Annotated in this window: 21 protein-coding genes; 11 read left to right on the top strand and 10 right to left on the bottom strand. The window is 65.6% G+C overall.

Going from position 1 to position 26,967, the window contains the following annotated elements; genetic code table 11:
• Positions 1–9: 9 nt before the first annotated feature.
• On the bottom strand, positions 10–1,308 hold the full coding sequence (serS, locus tag BRPE64_RS03350; RefSeq protein ID WP_016344616.1) for a serine--tRNA ligase: 1,299 nt from the start codon (positions 1,306–1,308) through the stop codon (positions 10–12).
• Between the two features lie 91 nt (positions 1,309–1,399).
• The gene (locus tag BRPE64_RS03345) at positions 1,400–2,716 is read right to left on the bottom strand and encodes a replication-associated recombination protein A (protein ID WP_016344615.1); all 1,317 of its coding nucleotides are present in this window, start codon (positions 2,714–2,716) and stop codon (positions 1,400–1,402) included.
• Between the two features lie 243 nt (positions 2,717–2,959).
• Here BRPE64_RS03345 and cytX point away from each other — a divergent pair, with 243 nt between their 5' ends.
• Complete coding sequence (gene cytX, locus BRPE64_RS03340) at positions 2,960–4,270, top strand: putative hydroxymethylpyrimidine transporter CytX (protein WP_016344613.1); 1,311 nt, start codon at positions 2,960–2,962, stop codon at positions 4,268–4,270.
• A 1-nt stretch (position 4,271) separates the two neighbouring features.
• Here the strand turns inward: cytX and speB are convergent, their stop codons facing one another.
• Positions 4,272–5,297, bottom strand: a complete 1,026-nt coding sequence (speB, locus tag BRPE64_RS03335; protein WP_016344612.1) for an agmatinase — start codon at positions 5,295–5,297, stop codon at positions 4,272–4,274.
• 138 nt (positions 5,298–5,435) lie between these two features.
• On the opposite strand from speB, the gene BRPE64_RS03330 reads away from it, so the two are divergent.
• Both BRPE64_RS03330 and BRPE64_RS03325 read left to right on the top strand, forming a co-directional pair.
• Positions 5,436–6,347, top strand: coding sequence for a LysR family transcriptional regulator (locus tag BRPE64_RS03330; protein WP_016344611.1), 912 nt, complete (start codon positions 5,436–5,438; stop codon positions 6,345–6,347).
• Positions 6,348–6,609: 262 nt separating this feature from the next.
• Positions 6,610–7,062 (top strand): hypothetical protein, encoded by a 453-nt coding sequence (locus BRPE64_RS03325; RefSeq protein WP_016344610.1) that lies wholly within the window; start codon positions 6,610–6,612, stop codon positions 7,060–7,062.
• A gap of 18 nt (positions 7,063–7,080) precedes the next feature.
• Here the strand turns inward: BRPE64_RS03325 and lolA are convergent, their stop codons facing one another.
• Together lolA and BRPE64_RS03315 are read right to left on the bottom strand one after the other, a co-directional pair.
• The gene (lolA, locus tag BRPE64_RS03320; RefSeq protein ID WP_016344609.1) at positions 7,081–7,761 is read right to left on the bottom strand and encodes an outer membrane lipoprotein chaperone LolA; all 681 of its coding nucleotides are present in this window, start codon (positions 7,759–7,761) and stop codon (positions 7,081–7,083) included.
• Positions 7,762–7,830: 69 nt separating this feature from the next.
• Positions 7,831–10,155, bottom strand: a complete 2,325-nt coding sequence (locus BRPE64_RS03315) for a DNA translocase FtsK (RefSeq protein WP_016344608.1) — start codon at positions 10,153–10,155, stop codon at positions 7,831–7,833.
• Between the two features lie 383 nt (positions 10,156–10,538).
• Between BRPE64_RS03315 and trxB the strand changes: the two genes are divergently transcribed.
• The 5 genes from trxB to BRPE64_RS03290 all read left to right on the top strand — a co-directional run bounded on the left by trxB (position 10,539) and on the right by BRPE64_RS03290 (position 14,393).
• Positions 10,539–11,537: a thioredoxin-disulfide reductase gene (gene trxB, locus BRPE64_RS03310; protein ID WP_016344607.1), complete on the top strand. Its 999-nt coding sequence runs from the start codon at positions 10,539–10,541 to the stop codon at positions 11,535–11,537.
• A gap of 257 nt (positions 11,538–11,794) precedes the next feature.
• Positions 11,795–12,610, top strand: coding sequence for a Smr/MutS family protein (locus BRPE64_RS03305; protein ID WP_016344606.1), 816 nt, complete (start codon positions 11,795–11,797; stop codon positions 12,608–12,610).
• Positions 12,597–13,220: a trimeric intracellular cation channel family protein gene (locus BRPE64_RS03300; protein ID WP_173405451.1), complete on the top strand. Its 624-nt coding sequence runs from the start codon at positions 12,597–12,599 to the stop codon at positions 13,218–13,220. The genes BRPE64_RS03305 and BRPE64_RS03300 overlap by 14 nt, the downstream gene beginning before the upstream one ends.
• Before the next feature lie 125 nt (positions 13,221–13,345).
• Complete coding sequence (locus BRPE64_RS03295; protein ID WP_016344604.1) at positions 13,346–13,999, top strand: protein-L-isoaspartate O-methyltransferase family protein; 654 nt, start codon at positions 13,346–13,348, stop codon at positions 13,997–13,999.
• 70 nt (positions 14,000–14,069) lie between these two features.
• Positions 14,070–14,393, top strand: a complete 324-nt coding sequence (locus BRPE64_RS03290; protein ID WP_016344603.1) for a rhodanese-like domain-containing protein — start codon at positions 14,070–14,072, stop codon at positions 14,391–14,393.
• A 56-nt stretch (positions 14,394–14,449) separates the two neighbouring features.
• Here BRPE64_RS03290 and BRPE64_RS03285 read toward each other — a convergent pair whose 3' ends face one another.
• The 4 genes from BRPE64_RS03285 to hemC form a co-directional block, all read right to left on the bottom strand.
• Positions 14,450–15,679: a GDSL-type esterase/lipase family protein gene (locus BRPE64_RS03285; RefSeq protein ID WP_051180377.1), complete on the bottom strand. Its 1,230-nt coding sequence runs from the start codon at positions 15,677–15,679 to the stop codon at positions 14,450–14,452.
• Positions 15,680–15,872: 193 nt separating this feature from the next.
• Positions 15,873–17,066, bottom strand: coding sequence for a heme biosynthesis protein HemY (locus BRPE64_RS03280; RefSeq protein WP_173405431.1), 1,194 nt, complete (start codon positions 17,064–17,066; stop codon positions 15,873–15,875).
• A complete protein-coding gene (gene hemDX, locus BRPE64_RS03275; RefSeq protein WP_016344600.1) occupies positions 17,066–19,180 on the bottom strand; it encodes a fused uroporphyrinogen-III synthase HemD/membrane protein HemX in 2,115 nt (704 codons plus the stop codon). The genes BRPE64_RS03280 and hemDX overlap by 1 nt, the downstream gene beginning before the upstream one ends.
• Positions 19,180–20,187, bottom strand: a complete 1,008-nt coding sequence (gene hemC / locus BRPE64_RS03270; protein WP_044041186.1) for a hydroxymethylbilane synthase — start codon at positions 20,185–20,187, stop codon at positions 19,180–19,182. The genes hemDX and hemC overlap by 1 nt, the downstream gene beginning before the upstream one ends.
• A gap of 340 nt (positions 20,188–20,527) precedes the next feature.
• Here hemC and ppc point away from each other — a divergent pair, with 340 nt between their 5' ends.
• Entirely contained in the window at positions 20,528–23,614 is a 3,087-nt protein-coding gene (gene ppc, locus BRPE64_RS03260; protein ID WP_016344597.1) for a phosphoenolpyruvate carboxylase, read from the top strand.
• 40 nt (positions 23,615–23,654) lie between these two features.
• On the opposite strand, the gene BRPE64_RS03255 is transcribed toward ppc, so the two are convergent.
• Positions 23,655–24,419, bottom strand: coding sequence for a class I SAM-dependent methyltransferase (locus BRPE64_RS03255; RefSeq protein WP_016344596.1), 765 nt, complete (start codon positions 24,417–24,419; stop codon positions 23,655–23,657).
• A gap of 153 nt (positions 24,420–24,572) precedes the next feature.
• Between BRPE64_RS03255 and BRPE64_RS03250 the strand changes: the two genes are divergently transcribed.
• Entirely contained in the window at positions 24,573–25,388 is an 816-nt protein-coding gene (locus tag BRPE64_RS03250) for a helix-turn-helix transcriptional regulator (RefSeq protein WP_016344595.1), read from the top strand.
• A 79-nt stretch (positions 25,389–25,467) separates the two neighbouring features.
• Entirely contained in the window at positions 25,468–26,871 is a 1,404-nt protein-coding gene (gene argH / locus BRPE64_RS03245; protein WP_016344594.1) for an argininosuccinate lyase, read from the top strand.
• The last annotated feature ends 96 nt before the right edge of the window (positions 26,872–26,967 follow it).

Raw genomic sequence — 26,967 nt, 5'->3', positions numbered from 1 at the left:
AATGAAACATCAGGCCGCGGCGGGTGCTTCGATGCGTTCCTGACCGCGCATATAAGGACGCAAAACGGCCGGGATCGTCACCGAACCATCTGCGTTCTGGAAGTTCTCCAGCACCGCGACCAGCGTGCGACCAACCGCCAGACCCGAACCGTTCAGCGTGTGCACGAACTCCGGCTTGCCCTGCGCATTGCGGAAGCGCGCCTGCATGCGCCGCGCCTGAAATGCCTCCGTGTTCGAGCAGCTCGAAATCTCGCGATAGGTGTTCTGCGCCGGCAGCCAGACTTCGAGATCGAACGTCTTGGCCGCCGAGAAACCCATGTCGCCCGTGCACAGTGTAATCACGCGATACGGCAGCTCCAGCTTCTGCAGGATCGCTTCCGCCTGGCCGACCATTTCGTCGAGCGCGGCGTACGAATGCTCCGGCGACACGACCTGCACCATCTCGACCTTGTCGAACTGATGCTGGCGAATCAGGCCGCGCGTGTCCCGCCCATACGAGCCCGCCTCCGAGCGGAAGCACGGCGAATGCGCGGTCAGCTTGACCGGCAGCGCACTGGCTTCGAGGATGCTGTCGCGCACCGTGTTGGTCAGCGAAATCTCGGAAGTCGAGATGAGGTATTGCGTTACCTTGTTGTCGTCGCCGCCCTTCTCGACGCGGAACATGTCCTCAGCGAACTTGGGCAGCTGGCCCGTGCCGTAGAGAATCTCCGGATTCACGATGTACGGCGTGTACGCCTCCGTATAACCGTGCTGTTCGGTGTGCGTGTCGATCATGAACTGCGCGAGCGCCCGATGCAGCCGCGCGATCGGCCCGCGCAACAGCGTGAAGCGCGCGCCCGAGAGCTTCGCGCCGGTTTCGAAGTCGAGGCCGAGCGGCGCGCCGACATCGACGTGATCCTTGACCTCGAAGTCGAACTGACGCGGCGCGCCCCAGCGACGCACTTCGACGTTCTGGCTTTCGTCGCCGCCGACCGGCACGCTGTCGTGCGGCAGATTCGGCACGGTCAGCATGAGGTCCGACAGGCGCTTTTGCACGTCGTCCAGCTTGGCGGCCGATTCCTTCATCGTGTCGCCGATGCCGCCCACTTCCGCCATGACCGCCGAGGTGTCCTCGCCGCGGCCTTTCATCGCGCCGATCTGTTTCGACAGGCTGTTGCGGCGCGCCTGCAGTTCTTCAGTACGGGTCTGGATGTCGCGACGCTCGGCTTCGAGCGCGGCGAAGGCGGCGACGTCGAGCGCGTAGCCGCGATCGGCAAGGCGCTTTGCGACGCCGTCCAGGTCTTTGCGGAGGGTTTGGATGTCGAGCATGGCGGGGGCTGCAGTATTGAGTATTCGGAAACGACGATTCTAGCGCACGGCCAACGCGAGCCGGGCGGGAAGCGCGGCGGAATCAGACGGCTCAGCGCTTCTTCTCGTCCCGATGCTCGCGCCGCCACGCTTCGTCGAGTTCGGCGAGCCGCGCGAGCTTCTCGCCGATCTTGCCTTCGAGTCCGCGCGGCGTCGGCTGATACCAGTTCGGCTCGCGCATGCCGTCCGGCAAATAGGTTTCGCCGGCCGCGTAGGCGTCGGGCTCGTCGTGCGCGTAGCGGTATTCGTGGCCGTAGCCCAGTTCCTTCATGAGCTTGGTCGGCGCGTTGCGCAAATGCACCGGCACGCCGCGCGACTGATCTTTTCCGACGAAGCGGCGCGCCTCGTTGTACGCGTTGTAACCGGCGTTCGATTTCGGCGCGACGGCCAGATAGATGAGCGCCTGCGCAAGCGCCAGTTCGCCCTCGGGCGTGCCGAGGCGCTCGTAGGTTTCGGCGGCGTCGAGCGCGATGCGCCCGGCGCGCGGATCGGCGAGCCCGATATCCTCCCACGCCATGCGCACGATGCGCCGCGCGAGATAGCGCGGATCCGCGCCGCCGTCGAGCATGCGGCAGAACCAGTACAGCGTGGCGTCGGGATTGCTGCCGCGCACGGACTTGTGCAGCGCGCTGATCTGGTCGTAGAACGCGTCGCCGCCTTTGTCGAAACGGCGCAGATTCTCGGCGAGCGCGCTGCCGAGCAGTGCGCCATCGATCTCGGTCTGTTTCTGCTGCGCGGCCGCGCGCGCCACGATCTCGAGATTGTTCAGCAGCTTGCGGCCGTCGCCATCGGCGGAACCGATGAGCGCGTCGCGCGCTTCGTCGGTGAACGTGAGGCCGCCGAGTTCCTGCGTCGCGCGCTCGAGCAGTTGCTTCAGTTCTTCGGCGTCGAGGCTTTTCAGCACGTACACGGCCGCGCGCGAGAGCAACGCGCTGTTCACCTCGAACGACGGATTCTCTGTTGTCGCGCCGACGAACACGAACAGGCCCGACTCCACATGCGGCAAGAACGCGTCCTGCTGACTCTTGTTGAAACGATGCACTTCGTCGACGAACACAAGCGTCTGATGCCCGTTCGCGCGATGAATCTGCGCCGTCTCGACGGCTTCGCGGATGTCCTTGACACCCGACAGCACCGCGGAGAGCGAGATGAACTGCGCGTGGAAAGCATCCGCCATGAGGCGCGCGAGCGTGGTCTTGCCGACGCCGGGCGGGCCCCAGAGAATCATCGAATGCGCCTCGCCCGACTCGAACGCGACGCGCAGCGGTTTGTTCGGCCCGAGCAGATGCTTCTGGCCGATCACGTCGTCGATGGTGCGGGGGCGCAGCCGCTCCGCGAGCGGAACGGTGCCACGGTTTTCTTCGAACATGTGCGTCTCGGGCGCAGTGATGCGCGTGGGCGCCGATCGCGTTCGATCGGCACGGGTGTGTCAAAGGCGGCGATAATCTTGCCCTTTTTCGGCGCGCGCGTGCATCGGCCGAACGGCCTAGTGTTCACGCGGGCCGTTCGGCCGCAGAATCGGGGCATTATGACAGCCGGGCGCTCATGCGAGTTCACGCGGGTTCGCGCGAGTTCTCGCAGGCCAGACAAGACAATATAGGGACGCTTACCCATGCAGCAAGACGATATGAGCCATTCCGCCACCTACGCGCCGCTCACGCCGGTGCCGCCCGAGCGCCGCGCGTTCGGCACGAGCGATGCCTTTGCCCTGTGGTTCTCGCTCGGCATCGGCCTCCTGGTTGCGCAGGCGGGCGCGCTGCTCGTGCCGGGCATGTCGCTGCCGCACGCGCTCGCGGCCATTGCCATCGGCACGGCGATCGGCGTCGTGCTGCTCGCGCTCGCGGGCGTGATCGGGGCGGATACGGGGCTCGCGGCCATGTCGTCGTTGCGGCCGACGCTCGGCGTGCGCGGCGCGTCGGTGCCGGCCGTGCTCAACGCGATTCAACTGGTCGGCTGGGGCTCGTTCGAGATCATCGTGATGCGCGATTCCGCCGACGCCCTCGCGAAGCAATCCTTCCATGTTTCGATGCCGCTCGTCTGGACGCTCGTCTTCGGCGTGCTCGCCACGCTGCTCGCGGTGAGCGGCCCGCTCTCCTTCGTGCGGCGCTTCTTGCGGACCTGGGGCATCTGGCTGCTGCTCGGCGGCGCGGGCTGGCTCACGTGGAATCTGCTCTCGAAACAGGATCTCGCCGCGCTGATGGCGCGTCCCGGCACCGGTGAAATGGCGTTCGGCGCGGGCATCGATCTGGTCGTCGCAATGCCGCTGTCGTGGCTGCCGCTCATCGCCGATTACACACGCTTCAGCAAGAGTCCCGGCGGCGCGTTTCGCGGCACGTTGTTCGGTTACGGCATCGCCAATTTGTGGTTCTATGCGCTGGGCGCGGTGTACGGGCTCGCCGCGGGCGGCGGCGACGCGCTGCTGACCACCGCGCTCGCGCAGGCGGGCGGCGGCATCGCACTGTTTCTGATTCTCATCGACGAAACCGACAACGCCTTCGCCGATATCCATTCGGCCGCCGTATCGACCGGCACGTTCTGGGCGCGCGCGAGCGTGCCGCTGCTCTCGTGCGCGTTCGGGGCACTGTGCACGCTGGTCGCGCTTATCGTGGAGATGGGCAAGTACCAGAACTTCCTGCTGCTGATCGGCTCGGTGTTCGCGCCGCTCTTTGGCGTCGTGCTGGCGGATCACTTCATCGTGCGCAAGCGCCGCATCGATGCCGCCGCGCTCGGGTCGGTCGACGGGCGCTACGGCTACTCGGGCGGATGGCACGTGAGCGCGTTTATCGCGTGGGGCGTGGGCATCGCGGCGTATCACGCGATAAACCAGTGGCTGCCGAATCTCGGCGCGACGCTGCCCGCGCTCGCACTCGGCGCGGTGTTTTATCTGTTGCTTACGTCGGGGCGGCGGCGCGCCTACGCGTGAGCTACTTCGCGGCCCGATACTCCACACCCGGCAGCACGCACAACAACTCGAACGCGAGATTTGCGCCGAGCAGCGCCGTCGTGCCGAACGGGTCGTAGGGCGGCGCCACTTCCACCAGATCCGCGCCGACGATATTCAGCCCGCGCGCGCCCCGCACGATCTCAAGCGCCTGCGGCACGGTCAGACCCGCGATTTCCGGCGTGCCCGTGCCCGGCGCGAACGCGGGATCGATGCCGTCGATATCGAACGTGATGTAGACCGGGCCGTCGCCCATCTGCGCGCGCACTTCGTCCATCAGCGGCGCGAGCGAGCGGTTCCAGCATTCTTCCGTCTGCACGACGCGAAAGCCTTGCTCGCGGCACCAGTCGAAATCGCCGGCTTCGTAGCCCGTGCCGCGCAGGCCGATCTGCACGACGCGCGAGCAGTCGAGCAAGCCCTCTTCGACCGCGCGGCGAAACGGCGTGCCGTGCGCGATCTTCTCGCCGAACATGGTGTCGTTGACATCCGCGTGGGCGTCGATATGGATCAGCCCGACCTTGCCGTGCTTCGCGTGAATCGCGCGCAGAATCGGCAGCGCGATGGTGTGATCGCCGCCGAGCGTGAGCGGCTTGCAGTCGTGCTTCAGAATTTCGCGATACGCGCGCTCGATGCGGTCGATCGAGTCGAGCAGGTTGTACGGATTGATCGCGACATCGCCGATATCCGCAACACGCAGCGAGTCGAACGGCGCAGCGCGCGTCGCCATGTTGTACGGGCGCAGCAGCACCGACTCGCTGCGCACCTGACGCGGACCGAAGCGCGCGCCGGTTCGGTTGGACGTGCCGAGATCGAACGGCACGCCGACAAAGCACGCATCCAGCCCGGCAGCGGACTGCACGTGCGGCAGGCGCATCATCGTCGTGATGCCGCCGCAACGCGGCATCTGATTGCCGGACAGGGGCTGCGGACGCTCGGCGCGCTGTTCCAGAAAGTGCGAATCGAAATGCTCGGCGGGAGCGAATAGTGAAGACGGCGAGGACGTATTCATGGCGCTAGATGATTCCGGTTGGCCGGCGAGTCGTCTGGCTCGCCCGATCCCGACATTAATAGCCGCTTTTCCACCAAGTTAAAATGGCGACAAATTTAACTTAACATCGATTTCTATCGATGTATCGGCGGCGCGCCCATGTTCACCCATCTCTCCGATCTCGACCTGCGGCTCATCCGCGTGTTTCTCGCCATCGTCGATGCAGGCGGTGTGTCGTCGGCTCAGGCGACGCTCAACGTCGGGCAATCGACCATCAGCACGCAGCTCGCCACGCTCGAAACGCGCCTCGGCTATCGGCTCTGTGAACGAGGGCGCGGCGGCTTTTCGCTGACTTCGCGCGGCGAGCCGTTCGTCGAAGCATGCCGCACGCTGCTCGCAGCCATCGATACTTTCGATTCAACTGCCCGCAATGTCGGCAAGAAGCTCGTCGGCACGCTCACGCTCGGGATGATCGGCAATACGCCGGTTAGCGCAAACGCGCGCATTAGCGAGGCGATCGCACGTTTCCGTCAGCGCGACGAATCCGTGCGTTTCGCCGTGCTCGTGCGCTCGCCCGGCGAACTCGAGGAGATGCTGCTGTCGGAGCGCATTCAGATGGCGATCGGCTACTTCTGGCATCGCGTGCCGTCGCTCGATTACACGGAGATTTTCGCGGAGGATCAGTTCGCGTATTGCGGACGCGAGCATCCGCTTTTTGCGCGCGCGGGGCGCATCCGCGTGAGCGAGGCCTTCGAGCACGAATGGGCGTGGCGCAGCTATCCGCTGCCCGAAGCCGGCGCGCTCACGCCGCGCAGGATCGGCGCGGTCGCGGACAACATGGAGGCCGTCGCGATGCTCGTGCTGTCCGGCCGGCATTTGGGCTATCTGCCCGAGCACTTCGCCGCGCCCTATGTGAAGGAAGGTCTGCTCGCTGCGCTCAATCCGAAGGCGATGTGCTATCGCGTCGCGTTTCAGATGGTCACGCGAGCCGAACCCGCGAGCGGCGCGCGCGGAGCGAAACGCGAGATCGTCGAGGCCTTTATCGAAGACATGCAAGCCGCGCATGCCTGATATTCCACGCATTTAATGGCTCATAAGCAATCAATTAAGCACTACAAATGCTTCGAGCCAACCGGCACATATTTTTACAGTTCGGCTAGCTAATTCGCATTGCAGAAGCAATACGAATTCTCCTAATATCGCCCCACGCGCATCTCAAAAATAAGCCGCAACGACTCATCCGCATGGCCGGATGCGCGCTTCTGCCGTATCGCACGCAGAGCTGCTTTAACACGCTTAAAGCAGCCCGTCTTCTTTTCAACGTGGGGGAAAGATGCATCAAGCAAAGCTGAGAGGTGCGAGTCTGGCCGGACGAATCGCGCTGATGGGCGCGACGGTTTATTGCTCGGTCGCGGCCGCGGCGTCCGGAGGCGTCATCTATTTCACGGGCGCGCTGGTGGCGCCGCCGTTCGATGTTTCCGTCGGACCGACGGCCGGATCGGGCATCTCCACGTCGGCACAGACACGCATGACCGACACGAGCGGACGAACCACCTACGTGAACTTCCTGTCCGACGCCCACGATCCGCCCAACGCCGAACTACAACTGTCGGCCAACGCGCGCGCTGTCGTGGCCACGTTCAGGGACGGCCGCGGCCAGCTCGTCAAGCCCGACGCCGGCGGCAAATATCATGTCGGCGCGCTCGGCGGCACGCTGTCGATGCGCGCGAACGACGGCGCTTCTCCGTCCGAAACACGCGTGACACTCACGACAACCTACCGCTGAACCGCGCAGAACGAAGCCCTACCCGTTGATCACGTCCGCGCCCTTCGGCACGACGAACTTGAAGGTGTCGCTCTTGATCGGCGGGTTCTTCTGGATGTTCGAGAACGTGAGCAGCGTCACATTGCCGAAGACGTCGTGCAGTTCCATCGCCTGCAGGTTGCCGTCCTTGAAGCCGATGCCGACCGTCTCGAACTGCGTGTCCTTCGCTTTCGGCGTGAGTTCGAGCCAGTCGATGCCGCCCTTCTCGCCCGCATCGCGCAGATTGAAATTCTTGTCGAGATCGTTGCTGCCGAAGAGAATCGCCGCCGGGCTCGCGCCGAGCGACGCGCCGAGCGTGCGGACGGTGACCTGATTCAGGTCCTTGTCGTAGACGTAGAGCTTGTCGCCGTCGGCTTGCAGGATCTGCGCGTACGGCTTCTGATACGACCAGATGAACTTGCCCGGCCGCGCGAACATGAACGTGCCGCTGGAGGTCGTGCCTTTGGTCGGCATTGCATTCGATGTCGCGCCGTTGTTGGTCTTGCCGGGCGCCTTGACTTCCTGTTGCGTGAAGTCGCCGCGCGCCGCGTGCACTTGCGACACGAATGCCTTCAACTGGTCCGTGCCGCCCGCGAAGGCGTGCGATGCGAACAGCATCGACGCCGAAAACAATGCCGCGCTCAACGCCTTGAACGCGCGGCTCCCCGTTTGATGTTTCATGCTTTTGCTCCGAAAAACACACCTGAGACGCACCCGAGACGCGCCTGAAGCGCGTCAAACCCGCGTGAACTATTCCGCATCGCGCGCGGGCGTGAGAATCTCGCGATTGCCGTTCGACGACATCGCCGAAACGAGCCCCGAGTTCTCCATCTGTTCGAGCAGGCGCGCCGCGCGGTTATAGCCGATGCGCAAGTGCCGCTGCACCAGCGAAATGGACGCGCGCCGGTTCTTGATGACGACCTCGACCGCCTGGTCGTACAACGGATCGGCCTCGCCGTCTCCGCCGCCGGCGCCGCCTGCGCCCGCCGCGCCTTCATCGCCCTCGCCGGCGAGGCCGCCTTCGAGAATGCCTTCGATATAGTTCGGCTCGCCGTGCTCTTTCAGCTTCTCGACCACGCGATGCACTTCCTCATCCGACACGAACGCGCCGTGCACGCGCACCGGCAGGCCGGAGCCCGGCGGCAGATAGAGCATGTCGCCCATGCCGAGCAGCGACTCGGCGCCCTGCTGATCGAGAATGGTGCGCGAGTCGATCTTCGACGACACCTGGAACGCCATGCGCGTCGGCACGTTCGCCTTGATGAGCCCGGTGATCACATCGACCGAGGGCCGCTGCGTTGCGAGAATCAGATGGATGCCCGCCGCGCGCGCCTTCTGCGCAATGCGCGCGATCAGCTCTTCGACCTTCTTGCCGACGACCATCATCAGGTCCGCCAGCTCGTCGATCACGACGACGATATGCGGCAGACGCGTGAGCGGCTCCGGTTCGTCCGGCGTCAGGCTGAACGGATTCGGAATTTTTTCGTCGCGCTTCTTCGCTTCGTCGATCTTCGTGTTGAAGCTCGCGAGATTGCGCACGCCCATCTTGCTCATCAGCTTGTAGCGGCGCTCCATTTCCGCGACCGCCCAGTTGAGCGCGTGGCCGGCCTGCCGCATGTCGGTGACGACCGGGCAGAGCAAATGCGGAATGCCTTCGTAGACGCTCATTTCGAGCATCTTCGGGTCGATGAGGATGAGCCGCACCTGGTCCGCGCTCGCCTTGTACAGAAGCGAGAGGATCATTGCGTTGATGCCGACCGACTTGCCCGAGCCCGTGGTACCCGCGACGAGCAAGTGCGGCATCTTCGCGAGATCGGCGCAGACGGGATTGCCGCCGATGTCCTTGCCGAGGCCCATGGTCAGCGACGAGGCCGCCGCTGCATAAACTTCGGAGCCGAGAATCTCGGAGAGCTTGACTGTCTGGCGGCGCTGGTTCGGCAGTTCGAGCGCCATGAAATTCTTGCCCGGAATGGTCTCGACGACGCGGATCGACACGAGCGACAGCGAGCGCGCCAGATCCTTAGCGAGTCCGACGATCTGGCTGCCCTTCACGCCTGTCGCCGGCTCGATTTCATAGCGCGTGACGACCGGCCCCGGATACGCGGCGACGACGCTCACCTCGACGCCAAAGTCCTTCAGCTTCTTCTCGATGAGACGCGACGTGTATTCGAGCGTGTCGGCGGCGATGGTCTCCTGCATCTTCGGCGGCGGATCGAGCAGCGCGAGGGGCGGCAGCGTGGAGTCGCCCGGCAGGTCCTTGAAGAGCGGCACCTGCTTTTCCTTCTCGGCGCGCTCGGAACGCGCGGGCGTCGCGACCGGCGGCACGATCATGACCGGCTCGTGATCCTCGCTCTTCTCGCGTGAACGCACGACCTTGCCTTCGCGCTTGACCGCGGCGGCCTCGCCGAGCTTGCGGTCGCGTCCGGCTTCGCGGCGCAGTTGCGCACCGGTGATCGCGTTGACGATGCCGTCGCCGACTTTCTCGCACACGGAGAGCCACGAGAAACGGAAATACAGCGAGAGTCCGATCGCGAGCGCGATCAGCAGAAACAGCGTGGCGCCGGTGAAGCCGAGCGCATGCGAGACGTGCCGCGCGATCATATCGCCGACGACACCGCCCGGCGCGCGCGGCAGCTGCACCTTGAGCGACCACATGCGCAGCGCCTCGATGCCGTCGCTTGCGAGCAGCACGAGCACGAACGCGAAGGCTTCGGCGAGCCAGGTGCGATCCTTCGGCGCGTCTTCATCGGCCTCGGGCGGCGCGCTGTGCTGAACCAGACGCCGGTAATTCGCGACGATGCGCCGCGCGAGCAGCACGATCAGCCAGTACGACGACAGCCCGAAGACGAGCAGCAGGATGTCGGACGTGTATGCGCCGACGCGCCCGGCCCAGTTTGCGATGTGATCGACGCTCACGGCATGCGTCCAGCTCGGGTCCTTGCGGCTGTACGAGAGGAGCGCCATCACGAAGAACAATCCGAGCGCGACCTGGAGAATCCAGCGAATCTCGGTAAAGAGCCGCGACATGCGGTGCGGCAACGCCTGCGGGCTCGCGGAATAGGTAGCTTTGGCCATTGATTCGGTGTCGCTGTGTGTCGCTTGCGGCCGGTGCTTGCAGGAAACGGCCGCATGGAACGGTGGCCTATTGTAAACGCTGCATTGCGATGAACGGCGCAAAAACGGGCGGCTGCTTGCAACCTGTAACACTCGTCACGCGCGTGTGATGGTCGCGGTTTTTTCAGCGGTGCGCCCGTTAAATCCTTTCCCGGCCGCTATCGAGGCGCTATCGGAGCGATTGAAAGGTTCATTCGGAAGGCTTTTCCGATGGCCTTTATAATCCTCTCTTTGCACCTAAATACTGTTCATCGGAAGCGCCGGCGCCGGTTTTTGCATGATCACGCGCCGCTTGTGCGCCACGCCCGCGCCCTTCCGGTGACCATCAATAACGGACCATCATCATGTCGTCGACGCCCAAACACGCCAAAGTGCTGATTCTCGGATCCGGCCCTGCCGGCTACTCCGCCGCCGTCTACGCGGCGCGCGCGAACCTGTCGCCGCTGCTCATCACCGGTCTCGCGCAAGGCGGCCAGCTGATGACCACCACCGACGTCGAGAACTGGCCGGCGGACCCGTCGGGCGTGCAGGGACCGGAACTGATGCAGCGTTTCGAGGAACACGCGCGGCGCTTCAACACCGAGATCGTGTTCGATCACATCCACACGGCCAAGCTCAACGAGCGGCCGTTCCGCCTCATCGGCGATTCGGGCGAGTACACGTGCGACTCGCTCATCATCGCGACGGGCGCATCGGCGCAATATCTCGGCGTGCCGTCGGAAGAAGCGTTCATGGGCAAGGGCGTCTCGGCCTGCGCAACCTGCGACGGCTTTTTCTATCGCAACGGTGAAGTCGCGGTGATCGGCGGCGGGAATACGGCCGTCGAGGAAGCCATCTATCTCGCGGGCATCGCGAAGAAGGTGACGGTCGTGCATCGCCGCGACAAGTTCCGCGCCGAGCCGATCCTGATCGACCGCCTGCTCGCGAAGGAAAAGGAAGGCATCGTCGATATCAAGTGGAATCATGTGCTCGACGAAGTCACGGGCGACACGTCCGGCGTGACCGGCCTGCGCATCAAGGATACGCAGAGCGGCGCGACCACGGATATCCCGCTGCAGGGCGTGTTCGTCGCGATCGGCCACAAGCCGAACACCGATCTCTTCGTCAACCAGCTCGAGATGAAGAACGGCTACATCATCACGAAGGGCGGCACCACCGGCGACGCCACCGCGACGAGCATCCCCGGCGTGTTCGCAGCGGGCGACGTGCAGGATCACGTCTATCGTCAGGCGATCACGAGCGCGGGCACGGGCTGCATGGCCGCGCTGGATGCGCAGCGTTACCTCGAAACCATCGATGAAACGCCCACGCCGCACTCGATGAGCCACGAAGCGGACCGCTGAGCAGCCGCGCAGGACGGCGCGGCGAGCCGTTAAAATGTGACTCGCCCGCGTCCGGAGCGCGCCGCAACCGGCGCCAGGCGTTGCATCGAAAACGGGTCACGGTTCGCGCCGCCGGCCCGTTTTTTCTTTGGCACGCGCGTTTCTAAGCGCAATTTGCCCTATTGCGCGCGCTGCCGCCCGGCACGACCCGCGCCCATGGCACAATCGGCGCGGCCCGCGTCGAGTCCGCCTCCTGACGTTTTCCCGTCCGCCGAACGATGCCGAAGAACCTCCCTCACCCGAACGAACCGAAAGTCCGGCGCAAGGAAGCGCCGCGCCCCGCCGCGCCCGCGCCATCCGAAGCGGCGGACGCGCGCGACGTCGCGGCGGCAGTCAGGCGCGATGGCCTCGCGGGCCTTTCGTCGCTCAAGCGCGCGCTCAAGGCCGACGCCGAGAAGCGCGAAGTGCAGCGCGTCGCGGCGGCGCGGGCGGAGCGCGAGGCCGTCGCGGATGCCGGCGAGTTTCGTCGCGCGATCGGCGAAGTCGAGCCGCTCAAGACGCCGCCGCGCACCACCATCACGCGCGTGCCGCCGCCGCCCGTGCCGCTGCAAAGCCGCCTCGACGAAGAAGCGGTGCTTCAGGAAGCGCTCTCCGACGAATACGATCCCGAAAGCCTGCTCGATATCGACGAAACGCTGTCCTTCTACCGGCCCGGCATCAGCCAGGAAGTCGTCAGGAAGTTGCGGCGCGGCGCGTGGATCGTACAGGCGCAGCTCGACCTGCACGGCATGCGCCGGGAGGAAGCGCGCGAGGCGCTCGCGGAATTCATTCGCGAATCGGTGAAGCGCGGGCTGCGCTGTCTGCGCGTGATTCATGGCAAGGGGCTCGGCTCCATCGGCCGGGAACCGGTGCTCAAAGGCAAAGTGCGCGCGTGGCTCGTGCAGAAGTCGGAAGTGATCGCGTTCTGCCAGGCGCGCCCGCACGACGGCGGCGCGGGCGCCGTGCTGGTGCTGTTGCAGCCCGGCGGCGCGGCGCGCCATCACACTCATCCACAGGACAAGACCCGCGGCCCGGGACCTCATAGTGCATCCTAGACTTTCACTTGCAATCACCATCATGGAGGCGCTCGCGATCTTCGCGTACGCGTTCTCCGGACTGATCGAGGCGCGCAAGCGCCGGCTCGACGCGGTCGGCGCGTTTCTCGTCGCGCTCGTCACGGCTTTCGGCGGGGGCACCGTGCGCGACGTGCTGCTCTCGCGCCGCCCGTTCTACTGGGTCGAGCATCAGGATTACATGCTCTTCATTTTCGCGATGGCGATCTTCGCGCCGTACGTCCTGCGCGTGACCTCGCGCCTGTTCGACCAGCGCGCGCTGCTCATCACCGACGCGATCGGGCTCGGCCTCTTCAGCGTATCGGGGACGTCGATCGCGCTCGACGCGCAAATGCCCGCCTTCACCGCCACCATGATGGGCGTGATCACCGGCGTGTTCGGCGGCGTTCTGCGCGACGTGCTCTGCAACGAGATTCCGCTGATTCTGCGCGATTCGCGTCCCTATGCGGTGTGCGCGTTCGCCGGCTGCTGGATCTATCTCGGGCTGGAGCACCTCCAGGTCGACACGATCTACAACGTGCTTCTGTCGACGGCGTTCATCCTGATTGCGCGGCTCATCACGTTCAAGTTCGATATCCGGCTGCCGCATTAGCCACCAACGCAAGGGAGGCGAAACGGGCGGGAAAACGCCTCCTTTTGCTACAATCTCGTAGTTTTCTCGCCCCGCATCCGGCCGCGCAGCCTGTCTGCCTTCGGTCGTCACTACGCACACAGAACATGAACATCGAGCAAGCGCGTTTCAACATGATCGAGCAACAGATTCGTCCCTGGGACGTGCTGGACCAGGACGTCCTGAGCCTGCTCGCGATCGTCAAGCGCGAGAACTTCGTTCCCGCCGCGTACCGCAACATCGCTTTCGCGGATCTCGAAGTGCCGCTGCCCGGCGGCGAGCGCATGCTGGCGCCGCGGGTCGAGGCGCGCATCCTGCAGGAACTGGCGGTGCACAAGGGCGAGACGGTGCTGGAAATCGGCGCGGGTTCCGGTTACATGGCGGCGCTGCTCGCGCACCGCGGCCGCCACGTGACCACGATCGAAATCTCGCCGGAACTCGCCGCTTTCGCGAAGCAGAATCTCTCGGCGAATGGCGTGACGAACGCGGAAGTCATCGCGGGCGACGGCGCGCTCGGCTGGAAAGACGCCGCGCCTTACGACGTGATCTGCGTGTCGGGCGGACTGCCGGTCATGCCGCAGGAATTGCTCGAGCAACTGAAGATCGGCGGGCGCATCGCGGCGTTCGTCGGCGCCGCGCCGGTCATGAAGGCGCAGATCATCACGCGCGTCGATGAAAAGCAGTTCCGCGTGTCGGACGTCTTCGAGACGCTCGTCGCGCCGCTGAAGAACGCGGTCCATCCGTCGCACTTCAGGTTCTGAGTCTGTTATCCGCTGCCGGGCGCATCGTCGCATGCGTCTGGCGGCGCGTTACCGTTCTTCCGGGAATTTCATGCAAAACCTGACCGCACCCGAACTCGCCGCGTGGCTTGCCGATTCCTCGCGCCCCGCGCCCGTTTTGCTCGACGTGCGCGAGCCCTGGGAAATCCAGACGGCGAAGATGGAGAACATCGTGTCGATTCCGATGCGTGAGATTCCCGCGCGCAGCGAAGAACTCGACGACGAAGCGCAGATCGTCTGCATCTGCCATCACGGCGCACGCAGCGCGCAGGTCGCGATGTTCCTGGAATCGCGCGGCTTCAAGCAGACGTTCAATCTGTACGGCGGTATCGATGCCTGGTCGCGTCAGGTCGATCCGGCTGTGCCTACGTACTGATCGATTCCTTCTCGCCGCCCGGTCTTCCGCTCACGTTCGACGCTGAACTCGACATTTCACTGCAAATCGCTCGGCGGCGGCGCGACGAACCAGTCGAGATCGATTGCATCGGCGATTGCCTGTAGACCCGCCTCGTTCGGATGCAGGCTGTCGCCGCTGTTATACGCCGACGCAAACGCACTCTGCCCGCCGAGCGCTTCGGCCTGATCGAGCACCGCGTCGCAACCACTCCTGTCGCGATCGCGCAGAAACGCGTTGATGTCCTCGCGTGTGTGCTCGATGGCGGGTGACCATTCGGCGACGCCCTCGAACGGCGTCAGCGTCGAGCAAATCACGCCGATCTTCGCCTCCTTCGCCTGTCTCACCAGTTGCCGGTACGCGCCGGCGAGTTGCCGAAAACCCGGCGGATTGCCGCTGATCAGATTGTTCACGGCGTCGTCGGAGATGATCACCCACTTCACGTTCGCCTGCCTGAGCACGTCGCGCCTGAAGCGTGCGAGCCCGGCCTGGCCCGACGCGTTCGTAAATAAATCGTTGCCGCTGATGCCCTGATTCAGCACGCCGACCGTCATCCCCGCGCGCGCCAGGCGGTTCGCGAGCAGGTTCGGCCAGCGGCCATTCGTGTTGGGCGTGGACGCCACGCCGTCGGTGATCGACGCGCCGAACGCGACCACCGCGCCCGTCGCGGCGGCGTTCATCACGTCGAGATTGGTGAGGAAATAGTAGGACTGCCCGCCCGCCGCATTCGCGACGCCGCCCGTGAACGCGGGGTCGCCGCTGACATCGCCGGGAGCGATGTAGACGTCCTGCATGCCGTCGATGTGGCCGGTCGAATTCGGCGGCGTCTTCGACGGAATGTGGAAGCTCACCGCGATATCGGCGAGCGCGGGCACCTGAAACGCGATGGCATCGCTCTGTATGGCGCCGCCTGCCGGAATGGTCACGTAGGGCTGGCCGCCGAACGTGACCGGCTGATCCGTGCCGGCGATCGTGGCCGCGCCGCGCGAACGCCGCGCGATGTGCACGTCGCCGATCGTGAGCGGCTGGGTGCCGTACAGGTTCGAGAACTTGAGCCGCGCCGCCGTGCCGCCGATGCTCGTGTGCACGATGTGACGAATCGTCTGATTGTCGAAGCCGGCATCGGGCGTGACGGCGGGCGCGGTCGACCACGTGCCGGTCCACGGCGCGTCGCTGCCGAATTCCTGAGCGAAATAATGCGACGTATCGGGCCACGACAAAAAAACGACGAGCGCCGCGCCGATCAACCCGCGCAAACCTGGTTTCACGTCCGCCTCCTTTTCGTGGATGCCGGTCGGCGCCGCCAAGCGATCCGGCAAAACGAAAACTAGACCACATCGCCCACACTCGGGACGTGCGCTGGCGTACAGGCAGGCGCTATCGTCAGAACACAAAAAAGCCGCATGAGCGTTCGGCTCATGCGGCTGGTGCCGGCCTTTCGTGCGTCGCGCGTCGCGCGGATCAGACGACGTTCATCGCCAGCGCGCTCGCGCGATAGTGTTCCGCGGCCTTCTCGGTGTCGCCGAGTTGCTCGTGCAGGCGCGCGAGCGCCCGATGCGTGCGGATCTTGAGCGGTTCGTTGTCGGCGAGTTTGAGCGCCGCTTCGAGGAACGCCTGCGCCTTGCCCCACAACTGCTGGTGCAGGCACAGCCGCCCGAGCGTGAAGAGCAGATCGGCATCTTCGGTGCGCTCCTTCTGCCACGCTTCGGCGCGCTGGATCAGCGGGAAAGCATCCCCGCCGACGATGCAGTCCGGATAGCGCCGCAACAGCCGCGCGTCCCAGTTATGGGCGAGCGCATCTTCGACGATCTTCCTCGCCTCCGCGCGACGGTCGAGCGCGATCAGCAGTTCGGCGGCGAGATCGGCGAGTCGCGGCGACTGGCGCTCGGTCGCCGATAGCGACTGCCACAGTTCCAGCAGCGCATCCGGATTATGGCGACGGTCGCGCAGCAGATTCTCGGCTGCGACCTGCCGCAGCCGCACCGCGACCGCCGGATGCAGCGCCTCGCGCTTCTCCAGCATGCGCACGAGCTTGAGCACTTCGCTCCAGTTCTTCAGTTGCTGCTGGGCGCGCAACGCGATCTGCTGCGCGTGGATGCGCCGTCCGCCCTGCGCCTGAATTTCGGTGAGCGCGACGAGTGCGCCGTCTGCGTCGCGGCCATCGGCGCGCATGTCGGCCGTGGCCATCAGGCGTGCGTCCTGCCAGTCGGCGCCGGAAATCTGCGCGAGCCATTCGTCACGACGCGCGTATTCGTGCAAACGATGCGCCGCGTTCGCGCCGATCAGCCCGGCCGCGCCCCGGTTGTCGGCAACGGCGAGCGCGTCGCGCGCGGCCTTTTCGGCCTTCGAGAAGCGCCCGGCGTACAGATGCCCAAGCGCGTCGCGCAATGCCGCGTTCGCCTTGGCAAGCTTGCTGCGCGCGCGATACGCGGCGACGCGCTGCGGCATCTTCCACACGCCGCGCACCGAGCGAATCAGCGCGTACAGCGCGATGAACAGCACCACGAGCGCCACGACGAACAGATTCAGCGACATATCCACGCGATACGGCGGCAGCACCAGCAGAATCTGCCCGCCGTTGAAGCCGCCGACCGTCGCGACGATCGCCGCGACGGCGAACAGCAGCGCAAGCCAGATGAGTCCACGAATCGTCATCATCCGCCTCGCTTGAACTGATGGACGACGGCGAGACTGCCGTTCAGGTTCGGCACGGCGACGGCGAACGACGCCTGATCGACCTGCTTCACGAGATCGCGCACGGCCTGCACTTTCTTCGACGCCGGATCGAAATAACGCGCGAGCGCGGCGTCGGCGGCGTGCAGGTCGGATTTGAGCGTCGGCTCGCTGCGCGAGAGCAGCGACAGGCGCGCGGACAGCAAACGCAGCTTCACGTTCTCGCGCACGAAATAACCCTGATCGGGCGACGTGAGCATGGCGTCGGCGTTGTCGATGCGCCGCACCGACACGAGGCTCGACAACTGCTGCCCGATGCCGCTCGTGATCTGACGCCACAGCACTTTCCAGCGCGGCTCGCCGGTGGCCGCCGCAATCGACGCGCTGTTCGCCGGCGCCGCAGCCTGTGCGTGGGCGGGCGCGATCGGCGCTTCGCCGGCGAGCGGCAACTGGTCGATCTGGTCGATGGCGGTGTCAAGCTTGATGGCGAGTCCGGAGAGATCGGTGGTCGGCGTTGCCTTCAGCTTGTCGATGTCGAGCGCGATCGCCTTGCGGATCGCCACGACCTGCGGGCCGGTGGTCGCGGCGAGACGCGTGTCGGCGCTTTGCAGCGCGAAGAGCGCCAGTTGCACGTTGCCGGTCAATTGCAACTGCTGGCTCGCGCTCGACAGAATCTGCTCGACTTCAGCGACGGTCCAGTCGTCGCGATTGGCCGCGAGGTCCTGATACTGCTGCTGCAGCGCCTGACTGTGCGTTTCGGCATCGGCGAGCTTGCCTTGCAACTGGATGATCTGCGTACTGAGCGCGGTGGTTGCGCTCGCGGCCTGATCGGCCTTGGCGCGCAGATCAGCGCTCTGTTCGTCGGCCTGGGCGAGACGCTGCGACATCTGCGTATCGGCGCGATCGAACTTGCGGTTCAGGACGAAGGCGCCCGCGCCCGCCGCCACCGCCAGAACGACGATGACGAGCCACAGCAACACGATGCCCACATTGCCTGAACGTTTCTGCTGCTCAAAAGGCGTGAAGGGCGTGTTCGGCGGCAGGGGCGGTGTCACGTTCGGCTGAGGTGAAGCTTTCTTGGAATCGTTCGAATCAGTCATGCGTGATTGAGCCGTGTGATGGGCCGGTTGAGGGGCCGGCGCGATGGCCGGGTTGGCGTCCGTCGGCGCGGATGGCGAAGGCGCTGCGCTCGCGTGTGCGTCGGCATTCGAAGCGCTTGCAGCATGCGCCTGAGCGGACGCGCCCGCCGGGTCTGATGGAAACGCCGCTTCCAGCGATTGCGCGATGCGTTCGTCGCCCGCGCCGGACACCGTAATCCTATCAAAACCCGCTCCCCGCGCGGCTTCGGCGATGCGCGGGTGCGGGCAGACGAGCGGCGTGCGCTTGAGCAGCACGATTTCGTCGGCGGTGAGATGTTCGTGCGCGAGTTCGTCGAGATTGCGCACGCCTTCGGAACTCGTCAGCAGCCACGCGTGCCGGCCTCCGGGCGCGTCGGCGAGCAGCGCGTGGATGCGCTCCCACTTCTGCATCGACGGTTCGGGCAGCACGCGCCGGTACGCCGCGGCCTTCTCCACGCGCGCGCCCGCCTGCGTGAGGCGTTCGGCGAGCCATTCGCGGCCGCCGTCGCCGCGCACGATCAGCACGCGCTTGCCGTCGAGGCCCTGCGCGCCGAAGTGCGCTTCGATCGCGCTAAAAAGCGCCTCCGAATCGAAGCGCGGATCGGCCGATTCCGTCGACGGACTGATCACGCGATGCGACGGCGCATGCACGCCCTGCCGCGCGAGCGCCGCGACCGATCCCGGACCGACGGCCGCAACCGGCAGATCCGCGGGCCACGGTGCGCCGAGCCGGCTGAACGCATGATCGATCGCATTCGGCGACACGAACACGACGAGCGCATAGCGCGCAGGTGCGTCGGGTGGCAGAAACAGCTCGTCGAGCGCGGCGCGCAGCGGGGCATCGTCGGCGACGGGCGCGATATCGATGAGCGGAAATTCCAGCGTGTCGAACCCGGCGCTGGCGAGCAGCGCGAGCAGCGCGGACGACTGTCCGGCCGGACGCGTAATGACGATGGTGGCGCGGCGTTCGCTCGCCATCAGGATGCGGGCCCCGAAGGCGCGGTGTTCGGGCCGTCGCCGCGGGGCATCGTGCTGAGCGTGTTCACGATGTCCATCGCGCCCTGCGCCGCGAGGTCGGCCGACACACGCTTGCCGAGCGCGAGCGCCCCGGCGAGATCGGGCGTGCGCACGGCTTCTTCCGCGCGCAGCACGCGCTGGCCGTCGGGCATCGATACCGCGCCGCGCAGATGCAGCGCGTCGCCGCGCCATTCGGCGAAAGCGGCGAGCGGCACTTCGCAACTGCCACCGAGCGCGCGCGACACCGCGCGTTCCGCTTCGACGGCGAGCGCGGTTTTTTCGTCGTGCATCGGCGCGAGCCAGGCGGCGATGTCGGCGCGGTCCGCGCGAATTTCGATGCCGAGCGCGCCCTGCCCCGCCGCCGGCAGACTCTGCGCCGGTTCGAGTCGCGCGCGGATGCGCGCCTCGAGCCCGAGCCGCTTCAGACCGGCAGCCGCGAGAATGATCGCCGCGTACTCGCCGCGATCGAGCTTGGCAAGACGCGTATCGAGATTGCCGCGCAACGGACGCACGTCGAGATGAGAAAAGCGCGCGCGGATCATCGCTTCGCGACGCAGACTCGAAGTACCGACCACGCTTCCCACAGGCAGCGCGTCGAGCGATTCATAGTGCGGCGAGACGAACGCATCGCACGGATCTTCGCGCGCGAGAATGGCGCCGAGCGCAAAGCCCTCGGGCAGTTCCATCGGCACGTCTTTCAGCGAATGCACGGCGAGATCGGCGCGGCCGTCGGCGAGCGCGGCTTCCAGTTCCTTCACGAAAAGGCCCTTGCCGCCGACCTTCGACAACGTGCGATCGAGAATCTGATCGCCGCGTGTTGTCATTCCGAGGATTTTCACGTCGCAAGATGGATATAATTTGTGCAGCGCACACCGCACATGCTCGGCCTGCCACATGGCAAGCCGGCTTTCCCGCGAAACAATGGTGAGGCTCGCGGGCGGTGTCGTCGAATGCGTCTCGGAATTCATTGATGCTCGATCGAATGACGGGATGGATGAATAGACATTAGCGAACAATGGTAGCACGCACGCCTTGGTCCACTGATCGACGGGCAGCGCGCGAGAGCCTTGTCCGATGCGCCTTTCAGGGCGTCCGCGGTGCGTGTGAATCGACGTGAACGGCGGCGCCAGCCGCGACGTGCGCGAGTCTACGTTTCCGGGCGCCAGAAACGCTGCGGCATGCTGTCGCCGATTCGACGCACGACCGTTCACCACGGCGGGCGTTCTCCTGCAGGATGCGGCGCTTCCCGCAAGCCGCCGCGTCACGTTCATGTGTCTTTGGCTTCGCAGCTTCTGAGAGGAACTCAACGTGACGTCTTCTGCATCGGCACGCCCCGCGCGCCGCCACGCCGCATTGCCCCAGTCGTCCTCCGACGCGCCCGTCGCGGCGTCGTCGCCTATCGTCACGAAGGCCGCCACGGCCGCAAAGGCATCGAAAGCGGCCGTCGCGCCGAAGGCCCGGCCCGTCGTCAAGACCACGGTCAAGACTGCGGTCAAGGCCGCGGTCAAAGCGAACGGCATCAAGCCGAAAGCCGCCTTGCCGCGCGTGAACGGCGCCGCGAGCGCGAAGCCGTCGAGCCGCACGCGCGACGACAAGGACCGCCCGCTCTTCGAAGACATCCGCTATCTCGGCCGCCTGCTCGGCGACGTGCTGCGCGAACAGGAAGGCGACGCGGTGTTCGATGTCGTCGAAGCTATTCGTCAGACGGCCGTGAAATTTCGCCGCGAAGACGACAGCGAAGCCGCGCAGACGCTCGAAAAAAAGCTGCGGGCGCTGTCGCCGGAACAGACGGTGTCGGTGGTGCGCGCGTTCAGCTACTTCTCGCATCTGGCCAATATTGCCGAGGACCGGCATCACAATCGCCGCCGGCGCATTCACGCGCTCGCCGGTTCCGTGACGCAGCCGGGCACCATCGCGTATGCGATCGAACGCATGCGCGAGCAGAAGAACATCAGCGCGACGCGCAAGCTGCTGGAGAATTTTTTCGGCGATGCGCTGATTGTGCCCGTGCTCACCGCGCACCCGACCGAAGTGTCGCGCAAGAGCATTCTCGACGCGCAGCACGACATCGCCCGTTTGCTCGCCGAGCGCGATCAGGAATTGACCGCCCGCGAACGCGCCCGCAACGAAGCGGTGCTGCGCGCGCGCGTGACGTCGCTCTGGCAGACGCGCATGCTGCGCGACGCGCGTCTGACCGTCGCCGATGAAATCGAGAACGCGCTGTCCTACTATCGCGCCACGTTTCTCGAAGAGATTCCCGCGCTTTACGCCGACATCGAAAACGCGCTCGCCGAGCACGGCCTGCCCGTGCGCCTGCCGCCGTTCTTCCAGATGGGAAGCTGGATCGGCGGCGACCGCGACGGCAATCCGAACGTCACGGCGGAAACACTCGAAACCGCGATCACGCGCCAGGCGACCGTGATCTTCGAACACTATCTCGAACAGGTGCACATGCTCGGCGCGGAACTGTCCGTGTCGAACCTGCTCGCCGGTTCGAGCGACGCGCTGAAGGCACTCGCCGATGCATCGCCGGATCAGTCGCCGCATCGCACGGACGAGCCTTACCGGCGCGCGCTCATCGGCATGTACACGCGGCTCGCGGCAAGCGCCCGCGTGCGGCTCGGCGAAGGCTCGGTGACCGTGCGCAGCGCGGGACGCGGCGCCGCGCCGATCCGCGCAACGCCTTACGCCGACGCGTCCGAGTTCACGCGCGATCTGCATGTCCTGATCGATTCGCTCGCCGAGCATCATGGCGCGTCGCTGTCGCTGCTGCGCCTGTCGCCGCTTGCGCGCGCCGCCGAAGTGTTCGGCTTCCATCTGGCCAGCATCGACTTGCGGCAGAGTTCGGATATTCACGAAGCGGTCGTCGCCGAACTGCTCGCGCGCGCGGGCGTGGTGGCCGATTACGCCGCGCTTTCCGAAGACGAAAAGCGCGCAGTGCTGCTGAAGGAACTGGCGCAGCCGCGCCCGCTGCGTCTGCCGTACGCGGAGTATTCGGATCTCGCCAAGAGCGAGCTGGGCGTGCTCGAAGAAGCGCGCGAAACGCGCCGCAAGTTCGGCGCGCGCGCGGTGCGCAACTACATCATCTCGCACACGGAAACCGTCAGCGATCTGCTCGAAGTAATGCTGCTGCAGAAGGAAACCGGCGTGCTGCAAGGCTGCGTCGGCGCCAAGGACGATCCCGCGCGCGACGGGCTCATGGTGATTCCGCTGTTCGAGACCATTGCCGACTTGCGCAATGCGCCCGTCATCATGGGCGAGTTCTTTGCGCTGCCGGGCATCGATCAACTGGTCGAGAATCAGGGCAACGAGCAGGAAGTCATGCTCGGCTATTCGGACAGCAACAAGGACGGCGGCTTCCTGACGTCGAACTGGGAGTTGTATCGCGCGGAGCTGGCGCTCGTCGCGCTGTTCAAGGAACGCGGCACGACGCTGCGCCTGTTCCACGGCCGCGGCGGCACGGTAGGACGCGGCGGCGGCCCGACCTATCAGGCGATCCTGTCGCAGCCGCCCGGCACCGTTGACGGGCAGATTCGCCTGACCGAGCAAGGCGAAGTGATCGCGAGCAAGTTCGGCAATCCGGAAATCGGCCGGCGCAATCTGGAAACCGTCGTCGCGGCGACGCTGGAAGCCTCGCTGCTGCCGCACGAGAACGCGCCCGCGCAACTGCCGCAATTCGAGGAAGTCATGCAGGCGCTGTCCGACGGCGCGATGGCCGCTTACCGCGCGCTCGTCTATGAAACGCCCGGCTTCACCGACTACTTCTTCTCGTCCACGCCGATCGCGGAAATCGCGGAACTGAACATCGGCAGCCGGCCGGCGTCGCGCAAGCTGCAGGATCCGAAGCAGCGCAAGATCGAAGACCTGCGCGCGATTCCGTGGGGCTTTTCGTGGGGCCAGTGCCGTCTGCTGCTCACGGGCTGGTACGGCTTCGGCAGCGCGGTGACGGCATGGCTCGACGCGCCCGGCTCGGAGGAAGAACGCGCGAAGCGGCTGGCCACGCTGCGCAAGATGAACAAGACGTGGCCGTTCTTCAAGAACCTGCTGTCGAACATGGACATGGTGCTGGCGAAGACCGATCTGGCCGTCGCGTCCCGCTATGCGCAGCTCGTCACCGACAAGAAGCTGCGCAAGCGGGTATTCGATCGCATCGTCGCGGAACACGGACGCACTTGCGACGTGCTCGCCGAAATCACCGGCAAGGGCGAGCGTCTCGCGGACAATCCGCTGCTCGCGCGCTCGATCAAGAACCGCTTCCCGTATCTCGATCCGCTCAATCACTTGCAGGTGGAGCTGTTGAAGCGCCACCGCGCAGGCGATCAGAACGTGCGGCTGCGGCGCGGCATTCACCTGACGATCAACGGGATTGCAGCGGGGTTGCGCAATACGGGGTGATTCGAACGGCGTCGCGCTTTCAGGCACGACGCCGTTTTTTCTAGTCCCTTCGCTTCGCCTCGATCATCATCGCGTCGAGTTCGAACGAGTAGTCCTCCTTCACGCCGAAATACTGGCGCACTTCATCCGGCGCGCTTTGCCACATCGAGCGGATCGCCGTCACGCGTTCCGGCGGCGTGCGCATGCGCGTCACCCACGCGTCGAACTCCAGCGGAATGCGCCAGCGCTCGCTGACTTGCGCGTCGAAACCGGCGGCGTCGAGCATCGCGATCCATTCGCAGGCGCGATAGTCGCGAATATGCGAAGCGTCGCGCAGCAATTCGATCGCCTGAATGTGCGTGTCGAACAGCGGATCGTCGATGCCCGCGATATCGATGAATCTGAGCCGCCCGCCCGGCCTGAGCACCCGATGCACTTCCGTGAGCGCCGCCGGCACGTCGCGCCAGTGATGCGCGCTCATGCGGCTCACGGCCCAGTCGAAGCTCGCATCGGCGAACGGCAGCGTCTCGGCCGCGCCCTGCTGCGTGCGGATCGTCGTCAAGCCGCGCTCCTTCGCGGCGGCCTGCACCGTCGCGAGCATCGGCTGCGCGATGTCGTAGGCGACGACTTCGCGCACATGCGGCGCGATCGCGAAGCTCGCGTGGCCGGCGCCGCAGCCCATGTCCAGCACCGTCGCGTTGCCGCACGTGGCGGCGAACGTCGCGGCGAGCGTTTGCAGGTCCGCGCCGCTCGCGTGGACGGCGCTCGTGAGATAGGCGGCGGCCGTGCTGCCGAATGCGTCTGCGACCTGGTCGTGGTGTTTCATCGCGGTTTTCCGGGTTCGTTGTGGGGAAGGTCTGCCGCTACAATAGAACCCGCGCTGTACCAGTACAAGTTGAGCGAATATTCTGGTATATAAATTACCCGTCGGCATTCGAGCCGTCGACACCGCATTCCGCTGTCCGTATTTCCAGCCTGCATGAGCCAGATCCAACAGCACGAACCGAACGAAACACTTGCCGAAACGCCCGCGCGCGCGCTCGGCGAGTTCATCCGCGCGCATCGCGAACGGCTCACGCCGCAGGCCGTGGGTCTTGCGCCTGGGCCGCGCCGCCGCACACCCGGCTTGCGCCGCGAGGAAGTGGCGCAGTTGTGCGGCGTGAGTCCGACCTGGTACACGTGGATCGAGCAAGGGCGCCCCGTGTCCGCTTCCGCAGATGCCTTGGCCCGCATCGCCGTGGCGTTGCAGCTATCGCGCGCCGAGCGTGCGTATCTGTTCGAACTCGCCGCCCAGCGCGATCCCGCCGAGCCCGACCCCGCGAGCCAGGACGCGCCCGCGGCGCTGCTGCAGACCGTCGGTTTGATCGGCGCGCCCGCCTATGTGCTCGATCGTCAATGGAACGCGCTGCGCTGGAACGCGCCCGCGGCCGAGCTTTTCGTCGGCTGGCTGGACGGCGCGCACGACCGCAATCTCCTGAACTACACGTTCACGTCGCCGGTGGCGCGGGCGTTGATCGTCGACTGGGAGACGCGCGCGCGGCGGCTCGCGGCCGAGTTTCGCGCCGATTCCATCCGTCATCTGAACGACGCGCCCACGCGCGCGCTGATCGACAGCTTAAGCGCCGCGAGCGACGCCTTCGCGCGTTTCTGGGCGTCGCAGGACGTGTTCGAGCGCGAAGGCGGCGAGCGCGCGTTCGATCATCCGGTGCGCGGGCGTATCGTGTTCAATCAGATCACGTTCAAGCCGGCGCATCGCGAAGATCTGAAGCTGGTTATCCTCGTCGGCGAGTCGTGAAAGCGGCTTTCCCCCGAATGTTAAAATTCTCGACTTCCGGCTTGCAGAACGAGCCGCCTCTACCGCACATCACATCACCATGACGTCCCAACTCCACAAAAAAGGCGAAGCCTGGTCGGCTCGCTTCTCCGAGCCGATGTCGGAGCTCGTCAAACGCTATACGTCGTCGGTGTTCTTCGACAAGCGGCTCGCCCTCGTCGACATTCAGGGTTCGCTCGCGCACGCGTCGATGCTGGCGGCGCAGAAGATCATCGGCGCCGACGACCTCGCGGCCATCGAGCGCGGCATGGCGCAGATCAAGGGCGAAATCGAGCGCGGCGAGTTCGAGTGGAAGCTGGATCTGGAAGACGTGCATCTGAACATCGAGGCGCGGCTGACGGCGCTGATCGGCGATGCGGGCAAGCGCCTGCACACCGGCCGCTCGCGCAACGACCAGGTCGCGACCGACATCCGCCTGTGGCTGCGCGGCGAGATCGACCGTATCGGCGAATTGCTGAAGGACTTGCGTCTCGCGCTCATCGACATGGCCGAGAAACACGCCGACACCATCATGCCCGGCTTCACGCACTTGCAGGTCGCGCAACCGGTGACCTTCGGGCATCACCTGCTCGCCTACGTCGAAATGTTCTCGCGCGATGCCGAACGCATGCGCGACGCCCGCAAGCGCGTGAACCGCCTGCCGCTCGGCGCCGCGGCGCTCGCCGGCACGAGCTATCCGATCGACCGTCACGCCGTGGCGAAGACGCTCGGCTTCGACGGCATCTGCGCCAATTCGCTCGACGCCGTCTCCGACCGCGACTTCGCGATCGAATTCACGGCGGCGGCCGCGCTCGTCATGACGCACGTATCGCGCTTCTCCGAGGAACTCGTGCTGTGGATGAGTCCGCGCGTCGGCTTCATCGATCTGGCGGACCGCTTCTGCACGGGGTCGTCGATCATGCCGCAGAAGAAAAACCCCGACGTGCCCGAACTCGCGCGCGGCAAGACGGGCCGCGTGAACGGTCATCTGATGGCGCTGCTCACGCTGATGAAAGGCCAGCCGCTCGCCTATAACAAGGACAATCAGGAAGACAAGGAGCCGCTGTTCGATACCGTCGATACGGTCGCCGACACGCTGCGCATCTTCGCGGAAATGGCGGCGGGCATCACCGTCAAGCCGCAGGCCATGCGCGCGGCGGCGCTGCAAGGCTTCTCCACCGCGACCGATCTCGCCGATTACCTCGTGAAGCGCGGCCTTCCCTTCCGCGATGCGCACGAAGCGGTCGCGCACGCGGTACGCATCTGCGTGGATCGCGAGTGCGATATCGCCGACTTGTCGCTCGACGAGATGAAAATGGAATTGCCGAACGTCGCGCATCTGATCGGCGAGGACGTGTTCGAATACCTGACGCTGGAAGGCTCGGTCGCGAGCCGTAATCACGCGGGCGGCACCGCGCCGGATCAGGTGCGCGCGGCGGCGCAGGCGGCACGCGCGGCGCTTTGAGCGCCCAGCTTAATCGATAGCACCGAAGGCCGTTCGCAAGGACGGCCTTTTTTGTTTCCGCACGCGGCGACATGTCCCTGCGCGAGATGCGATATT

Source organism: Caballeronia insecticola (assembly GCF_000402035.1).
Classification (GTDB): Bacteria; Pseudomonadota; Gammaproteobacteria; order Burkholderiales; family Burkholderiaceae; genus Caballeronia; species Caballeronia insecticola.
Note: the sequence above shows the minus strand (reverse complement) of the source record. Positions and strands in the feature narration are given on the sequence as shown.